This is a genomic window from Streptomyces sp. WELS2 (assembly GCF_013870595.1).
Taxonomy (GTDB): Bacteria; Actinomycetota; Actinomycetes; order Streptomycetales; family Streptomycetaceae; genus Streptomyces.
The window spans coordinates 1-6,199 of record NZ_JACBWZ010000345.1 but is presented as its reverse complement, the minus strand read 5'-3'; the positions used below and the strand labels follow the sequence as shown (position 1 = coordinate 6,199).

Sequence of the window (6,199 nt, the reverse complement as noted above, 5' to 3'; positions counted from 1 at the left end):
GGCCGCCCCGGCCGCCGCCGCGCCCGGCGAGTACATCACCGTCGACCCGACCGGCCGGATCGCGGCCGACGGCACGGTCACGCTCTCCGGCACCTACCGCTGCACCGGCGCCACCGGAGCGGCGTTCATCGGATCCTCGATCAGCCAGGGCACCGCCGGCCGGCAGGGCATCGGCGGCAGCGCCGCCCGCTGCGACGGCGCCGAACACCGCTGGCAGAACTCCGGCAAGCCCTACGGGCAGACCCTGCGGCCGGGGGCGGCACGGGTGCAGGCCACCGTCGTGGAGCTGCGGCGCTCGGGCATCATCCTGGTGCCGGTCTTCCACGCCCAGACGGACCGCGACATCACCCTCGTCCAGGGCTGACACCCGATCCTCGCCGACGGGGCGGGGTCCGTCCGGGCCGTGGTCGGCGTCTTGTCGGTCGGCGGTCCGTTCTGTCCGGGCCTGTGGTCCGTCCTGTCGGTTCACCGCTCGTCCGGGGTTGTAGCCGCTCCCTGCCGGTTCACCGCCAGTCCAGGGCCGCCGTCCGCTCCCCCTCGGTTCACTGCCCGTCCAGAGCCGTCGCCCGTTCCCCGCCGGGTTCCGGTGCGGCCGAGGCCGGCGGGGCCGTCGCGCGTCGGACCACCGTGCCGCCCGGCCGGCGCAGGGCGGCGACGAACTTGTAGCGGGAGCCGCGGTAGACCGAGCGCACCCATTCCACCGGGGTGCCCTGCGCGTCCCGCGAGTGCCGGGAGAGCAGCAGCATCGGCAGCCCCACGTCGGTGGCCAGCAACTGCGCCTCGCGCGGGGTGGACAGCGAGGTCTCGATGGTCTCGTCGGCCTCGGCCAGGTGGACGCCGTAGACCTCGGCGAGCGCGGTGTACAGCGACGGGTAGGTGGCCAGCGAGCGGCGCAGGCCGGGGAAGCGCCGTACGGACAGGTGGGTCGTCTCGATCGCCATCGGGTCGCCGCTGGCCAGCCGCAGCCGCTCGATGCGCAGCACCCGTTCGCCGATCCCGATGCCGAGCAGGCCCGCCAGCTGCTCGTCGGCCGGCACCTCCCCGATGTCCAGCACCTGCGAGGCCGGGGTGAGGCCCTGCGCCCGCATGTCCTCGGTGTGCGAGGTGAGCTGGAGCGTGCGGTACAGCTTGGGCTGGGAGACGAAGGTGCCCTTGCCCTGGATCCGGTCGAGCCGGCCCTCGCCGACGAGTTCCTGCAGGGCTTGGCGCACGGTGGTCCGGGAGGTGTCGAACCGGACCGCGAGCAGCCGTTCGGCGGGCATGGCCGAACCGGGCTGCAGCGCTTCGGCCATCGTCAGGAGCTGCTGCTTGATCCGGTAGTACTTCGGCACGCGCGCGGTGCGGCCGGGCGCCCCCGGGTGCGGATGGGCGCTGCTGACGTCGGTGGTCATGCCTGCCTTCCCGGCTGTGTCGATGGGCTCCCGTTATAGCGACCAACTCCCGTATGGTCTAGTCCAACTGAACGGTCCGGGCGAAAGGGACGGAACGCGGAGGGATGCGCTCCGGTGACTTTCTCGTAACGGCCCGGATCGGCTTCCCGAACCACCCTTGACACTCCAAAAGGTCTAGGCCAAGCTCCACCGTACTGGTCTACACCATTAGTGGCCAGGTCCCGAGCCCTACGTGCACAGCGTCGTACCGCAGGTCACCGCCGAGGGCGTGGGGGGTTAGTGGCATCCCTGAGGAGGGTGGCGTGAAGCGCAAGCTTGCGGCCGCGATCGTGATCGCGGGCATGATGGTCTCCGTGTCGGCGTGCGGAGGGGACGACGGCGAGAGCAAGAAGGCGGGGCCGGACAGCTTCAAGGGGGAGACGCTCACCGTCTGGGCGATGGACGGCTCCACCCCGGACCAGTGGGTCAAGGACGTCTCGGCCGCCTTCGAGAAGAAGACCGGCGCCAAGGTGAAGTTCGAGACCCAGAAGTGGGACGGGATCCAGCAGAAGATCACCACCGCCCTCTCCGAGTCCACCCCGCCGGACGTGCTCGAGGTCGGCAACACCCAGACCCCGGCCTACGCGGCCACCGGCGGCCTCGCCGAACTGGACGACCTGAAGAAGGAGATCGGCACCGACTGGACGCCGTCGGTCTCCGGGTCCTCCGTCTACGACGGCAAGCAGTACGCCGCCCCCTGGTACTTCACCAGCCGCGTGGTCATCTACAACAAGAAGATCTGGGCCCAGGCCGGCATCAAGGACATCCCCAAGACCCGGGACGAGTTCTTCAAGGACCTGGAGACCATCGGCAAGAAGACCGACGCCGAGCCGATCTACATGCCCGGCCAGAACTGGTACTTCTTCGACGGCCTGACCATCGGCCAGGGCGCCGACCTGGTGAAGAAGCAGGGCGACAAGTACGTCTCCAACCTCGGTGACCCCAAGGTCTCCAAGGCCATGGAGATCTACAAGAAGTACGCCTCCTACTCCCAGGCCCCCAAGGACAAGGACGAGGCCACGCCGCAGCAGGGCGAGGTGTTCGCCAAGGGCAAGACCGGCGCCTTCATCGGAATGGGCTGGGAGGCCGGCACGGCGGTCAAGGCCAACAAGGACATCGAGAAGGACCTCGGCTACTTCCCCATCCCCGGCGAGAGCGCGGACAAGCCCGAGAGCGTCTTCCTCGGCGGCTCCAACCTCGCCGTCGCCGCGGGCAGCAAGAAGCAGGAACTGGCCAAGGAGTTCCTGAGGATCGCACTGTCCGACCAGTACGAGGGCGAACTCGCCAAGCTCAACGGCGTCATCCCCAACAAGAAGGCGCTGGAGAGCAACCTCAAGGGCAACGTGGTCGCCGAGGCCATCGCCCCGGGCGCCGCGGTCGGCGGCACCACCCCGCTGATCCCCGAGTGGGGCGCGGTGGAGAACAACCCCAACCCGATCAAGTCCTACATGACGGCCGTGCTGAACGGTAAGTCCCCGGCGGACGCCGCCAAGCAGGTCGAGGGCGACATCAACAAGCGCCTGGCCCAGCAGAACTGATCACCGTGCCGGGGGCGCCACGAGAGGGCGCCCCCGGCCCACGCCTGCGCCGTGCCCCGGGCACGGCCCCGGTGTTTCGTACGGCCACGGAAGAGATGGCAACTCATGTCAGTGCAGACCGAAGGCACGGACACGGCCGGGGAGCCCGCTGTCCGCAAGGCCCGGGTGCCGGCCTCGCCGCGAGGTGACGACCGCACCTTCGGGGCCCCGTCCCGGCGCCGCGCCGCCGCCCCCTACCTGCTCCTGCTGCCCGCGCTGCTGGCCACCCTGCTGCTGCTCGGCTGGCCGCTGGTGAAGAACGGCATGCTGTCGTTCCAGAACCTCAACCCGCGGCAGCTCATCCAGCACCTCACCGAGTGGAACGGCGTCGACAACTACCAGGAGGTGCTGTCCGCCGGGGATTTCTGGCGCGTCGTCGAGCGCTCCGTCGTCTTCACCGCCGTCAACGTCGTCCTGATCATGGTGCTCGGCACCCTGATCGGGTTGCTGCTGGCCCGGCTCGGCAAGCGGATGCGGCTGCTGCTCCTGCTGGGCCTCGTGCTCGCCTGGGCCATGCCGGTCATCGCGGCCACCACCGTCTACAAGTGGCTGTTCGCCCAGCGCTTCGGCGTGGTCAACTGGGTACTGGACAAGCTCGGCTGGCACTCCATGGCCGACCACAACTGGCTGGAGACCCAGTTCTCCACCTTCGCCGTGGTCACCCTGCTGCTCGTGTGGCAGTCCATCCCCTTCGTGGCGATCAACCTCTACGCCGCCACCACCACGATCCCCCGGGAGCTGTACGAGGCCGCCGCCCTGGACGGCGCCGGCGCCTGGAAGGGCTTCACCTCCGTGACCCTGCCCTTCCTGCGGCCGTTCCTGTACGCCACGACGTTCCTCGAAGTCATCTGGATCTTCAAGGCGTTCCCGCAGATCTTCGCGATGAACGAGGGCGGCCCGGACCACCTCACCGAGACCCTGCCGATCTACGCCTACGTGGAGGGCGTCGGCAACCAGCACTTCGGGCTCGGTTCGGCGATCTCCTTCCTGACCATCGTGGTGCTGCTCGTCATCACCTCGTACTACCTGCGCATGGTGCTCAAGCAAGAGGAGGACGAGCTGTGAAGCGCTCGCTCTTCGGCCGTTTCTGGCCCAACGCGACCGCCGTCGTCCTCTTCGTCGGCTTCGCGTTCCCCGTGTACTGGATGTTCGCCACGGCCTTCAAACCGACCGGTGACATCGTCTCCGACGACCCGGTGTGGTTCCCGACCCACGCCACCCTGGAGCACTTCAAGACGGCCGTCGACGCGGACCACTTCTGGACCCTGGTCCTCAACTCGGTCACCGTCACGGTGCTGTCGGTCGTGTTCTCGCTCGTCATCGCGCTGTTCGCGGCCTTCGCCCTGACCCGGATGCGGTTCAAGGGCCGGCGCGGTCTCATCGTGACGTTCATGCTGGCGCAGATGGCTCCCTGGGAAGTCCTCATCATCGCCATGTACATGATCGTCCGGGACAACGACATGCTCGACAGCCTGGTCCCGCTCACCGCCTTCTACACGATGATGGTGCTGCCCCTGACCATCCTGACGCTGCGCGGCTACATCGCCGCCGTGCCCAAGGAGCTGGAGGAGTCGGCGATGGTCGACGGGTGCACCCGCCCGCAGGCCTTCGTGAAGGTCATCTTCCCGCTGCTCGCGCCCGGCCTGATGGCGACCTCGCTGTTCGGCTTCATCACCGCCTGGAACGAGTTCCCGCTCGTCCTGATCCTCAACAAGTCCGCCGAGAAGCAGACCCTGCCGCTGTGGCTGTCGCAGTTCCAGACCGCCTTCGGCGACGACTGGGGCGCCACCATGGCCGCCTCGTCCCTCTTCGCGCTGCCCATCCTGATCCTCTTCATCTTCCTGCAACGCAAGGCTGTCAGCGGTCTGACCGACGGCGCCGTGAAGGGATGACGCCCCGATGACCATCATCGCCCCCGGCACCGACACCCTCACCCGCAACGCCCTCGCGGTGCTCCAGCCCGGCTTCGACGGCACCACCGCCCCCGACTGGGTGCGCCGCCGGATCGACGAGGGCCTGGCCTCCGTCGCCCTGTTCGGCCGCAACGTCGTCAGCGAGGAGCAGGTCACCGCACTCACCGCGCAACTGCGCGCCGTCCGGGACGACCTGCTCGTCGCCATCGACGAGGAGAGCGGCGACGTCACCCGCCTCGACGTGCGCACCGGCTCCGCCTTCCCCGGCAACCACGCCCTCGGCGCCGTGGACGACCCCGGCCTGACCCGGTCCGTCGCCCGCGAGCTGGGCCGCCGCCTGGCCGCCTGCGGCGTCAATTTCGACTGGGCACCCTCCGCCGACGTCAACGCCAACCCCGACAACCCGGTCATCGGCGTCCGCTCCTTCGGCGCGAGCCCCGACCTGGTCGCCCGGCACACCGCCGCCTGGGTCGAGGGCCTCCAGTCCTCCGGCGTCGCCGCCTGCACCAAGCACTTCCCCGGCCACGGCGACACCAACGTCGACTCCCACCACGCCGTCCCCCGCATCGACGTCGACGCCGACACCCTCCACGAGCGCGAACTGCCCCCGTTCCGCGCGGCCATCGCCGCCGGCAGCCGGGCGATCATGAGCGCCCACATCCTGGTGCCGGCCCTCGACCCGGACCGCCCCGGCACCCTGTCCCCGCGCATCCTCACCGACCTGCTGCGCGGCGAACTCGGCTACCAGGGCCTGATCGTCACCGACGGCATCGAGATGCGCGCCATCTCCGCCACCTACGGCCTGAACCAGGGCGTGGTCCTCGCCATCGCGGCCGGCGCCGACGCCATCTGCGTGGGCGGCGGACTGTGCGACGAGGGCACCGTGCTCGGCATGCGGGACGCGCTCGTCGCGGCCGTGCGCTCCGGCGAACTGCCCGAGGAACGACTCGCCGACGCCGCCGCCCGGGTGCGCGACCTGGCCGCCTGGACCGCCGCGCACCGCGACGACGCCGCGCGGACCACGCCCGACCCGGAGATCGGCCTGGTCGCGGCCCGCCGCGCGCTGACCGTGACCCGTACCGGCGCCGCCGCGCCGGTCACCGCACCGGTGTACATCGCCCGGTTCAACCCGGCCCCCAACATCGCCGTCGGCCACGAGACCCCCTGGGGCGTCGCCGACGAGCTGGAGCGGCTGCTGCCCGGCAGCGCCTCCGGTACCTTCACCGGCGACGACGCCCCAGGCGCCGCCCTCGCCGCGGCCGGCGGACGCCGGATCGTC

6 protein-coding genes are annotated in these 6,199 nt (G+C 70.1%); 5 read left to right on the top strand and 1 reads right to left on the bottom strand.

What is annotated here, in order from left to right:
* A partial coding sequence (locus H5J33_RS19940; RefSeq protein WP_181796289.1) for a DUF6299 family protein occupies positions 1-364 on the top strand: 364 nt, incomplete at its 5' end.
* A gap of 178 nt (positions 365-542) precedes the next feature.
* Here the strand turns inward: H5J33_RS19940 and H5J33_RS19935 are convergent.
* A complete protein-coding gene (locus H5J33_RS19935; protein WP_181796288.1) occupies positions 543-1,391 on the bottom strand; it encodes a GntR family transcriptional regulator in 849 nt (282 codons plus the stop codon).
* A 302-nt stretch (positions 1,392-1,693) separates the two neighbouring features.
* On the opposite strand from H5J33_RS19935, the gene H5J33_RS19930 reads away from it, so the two are divergent.
* The 4 genes from H5J33_RS19930 to H5J33_RS19915 form a co-directional block, all read left to right on the top strand.
* On the top strand, positions 1,694-2,968 hold the full coding sequence (locus tag H5J33_RS19930) for an extracellular solute-binding protein (RefSeq protein ID WP_181796287.1): 1,275 nt from the start codon (positions 1,694-1,696) through the stop codon (positions 2,966-2,968).
* A 105-nt stretch (positions 2,969-3,073) separates the two neighbouring features.
* Positions 3,074-4,072, top strand: a complete 999-nt coding sequence (locus H5J33_RS19925) for a carbohydrate ABC transporter permease (protein ID WP_181796286.1) — start codon at positions 3,074-3,076, stop codon at positions 4,070-4,072.
* Positions 4,069-4,899, top strand: a complete 831-nt coding sequence (locus H5J33_RS19920; RefSeq protein ID WP_181796285.1) for a carbohydrate ABC transporter permease — start codon at positions 4,069-4,071, stop codon at positions 4,897-4,899. Before H5J33_RS19925 ends, H5J33_RS19920 begins: the two co-directional genes overlap by 4 nt.
* Before the next feature lie 7 nt (positions 4,900-4,906).
* Positions 4,907-6,199: glycoside hydrolase family 3 protein (locus H5J33_RS19915; protein WP_181796284.1), on the top strand; the 1,293-nt coding region annotated here is incomplete at its 3' end.

Coding starts and splice junctions, on each gene's coding strand:
- H5J33_RS19935 (WP_181796288.1), bottom strand. CDS start 1,391: ATGACCACCGACGTCAGCAGCGCCCATCCGCACCCGGGGGCGCCCGGC.
- H5J33_RS19925 (WP_181796286.1), top strand. CDS start 3,074: ATGTCAGTGCAGACCGAAGGCACGGACACGGCCGGGGAGCCCGCTGTC.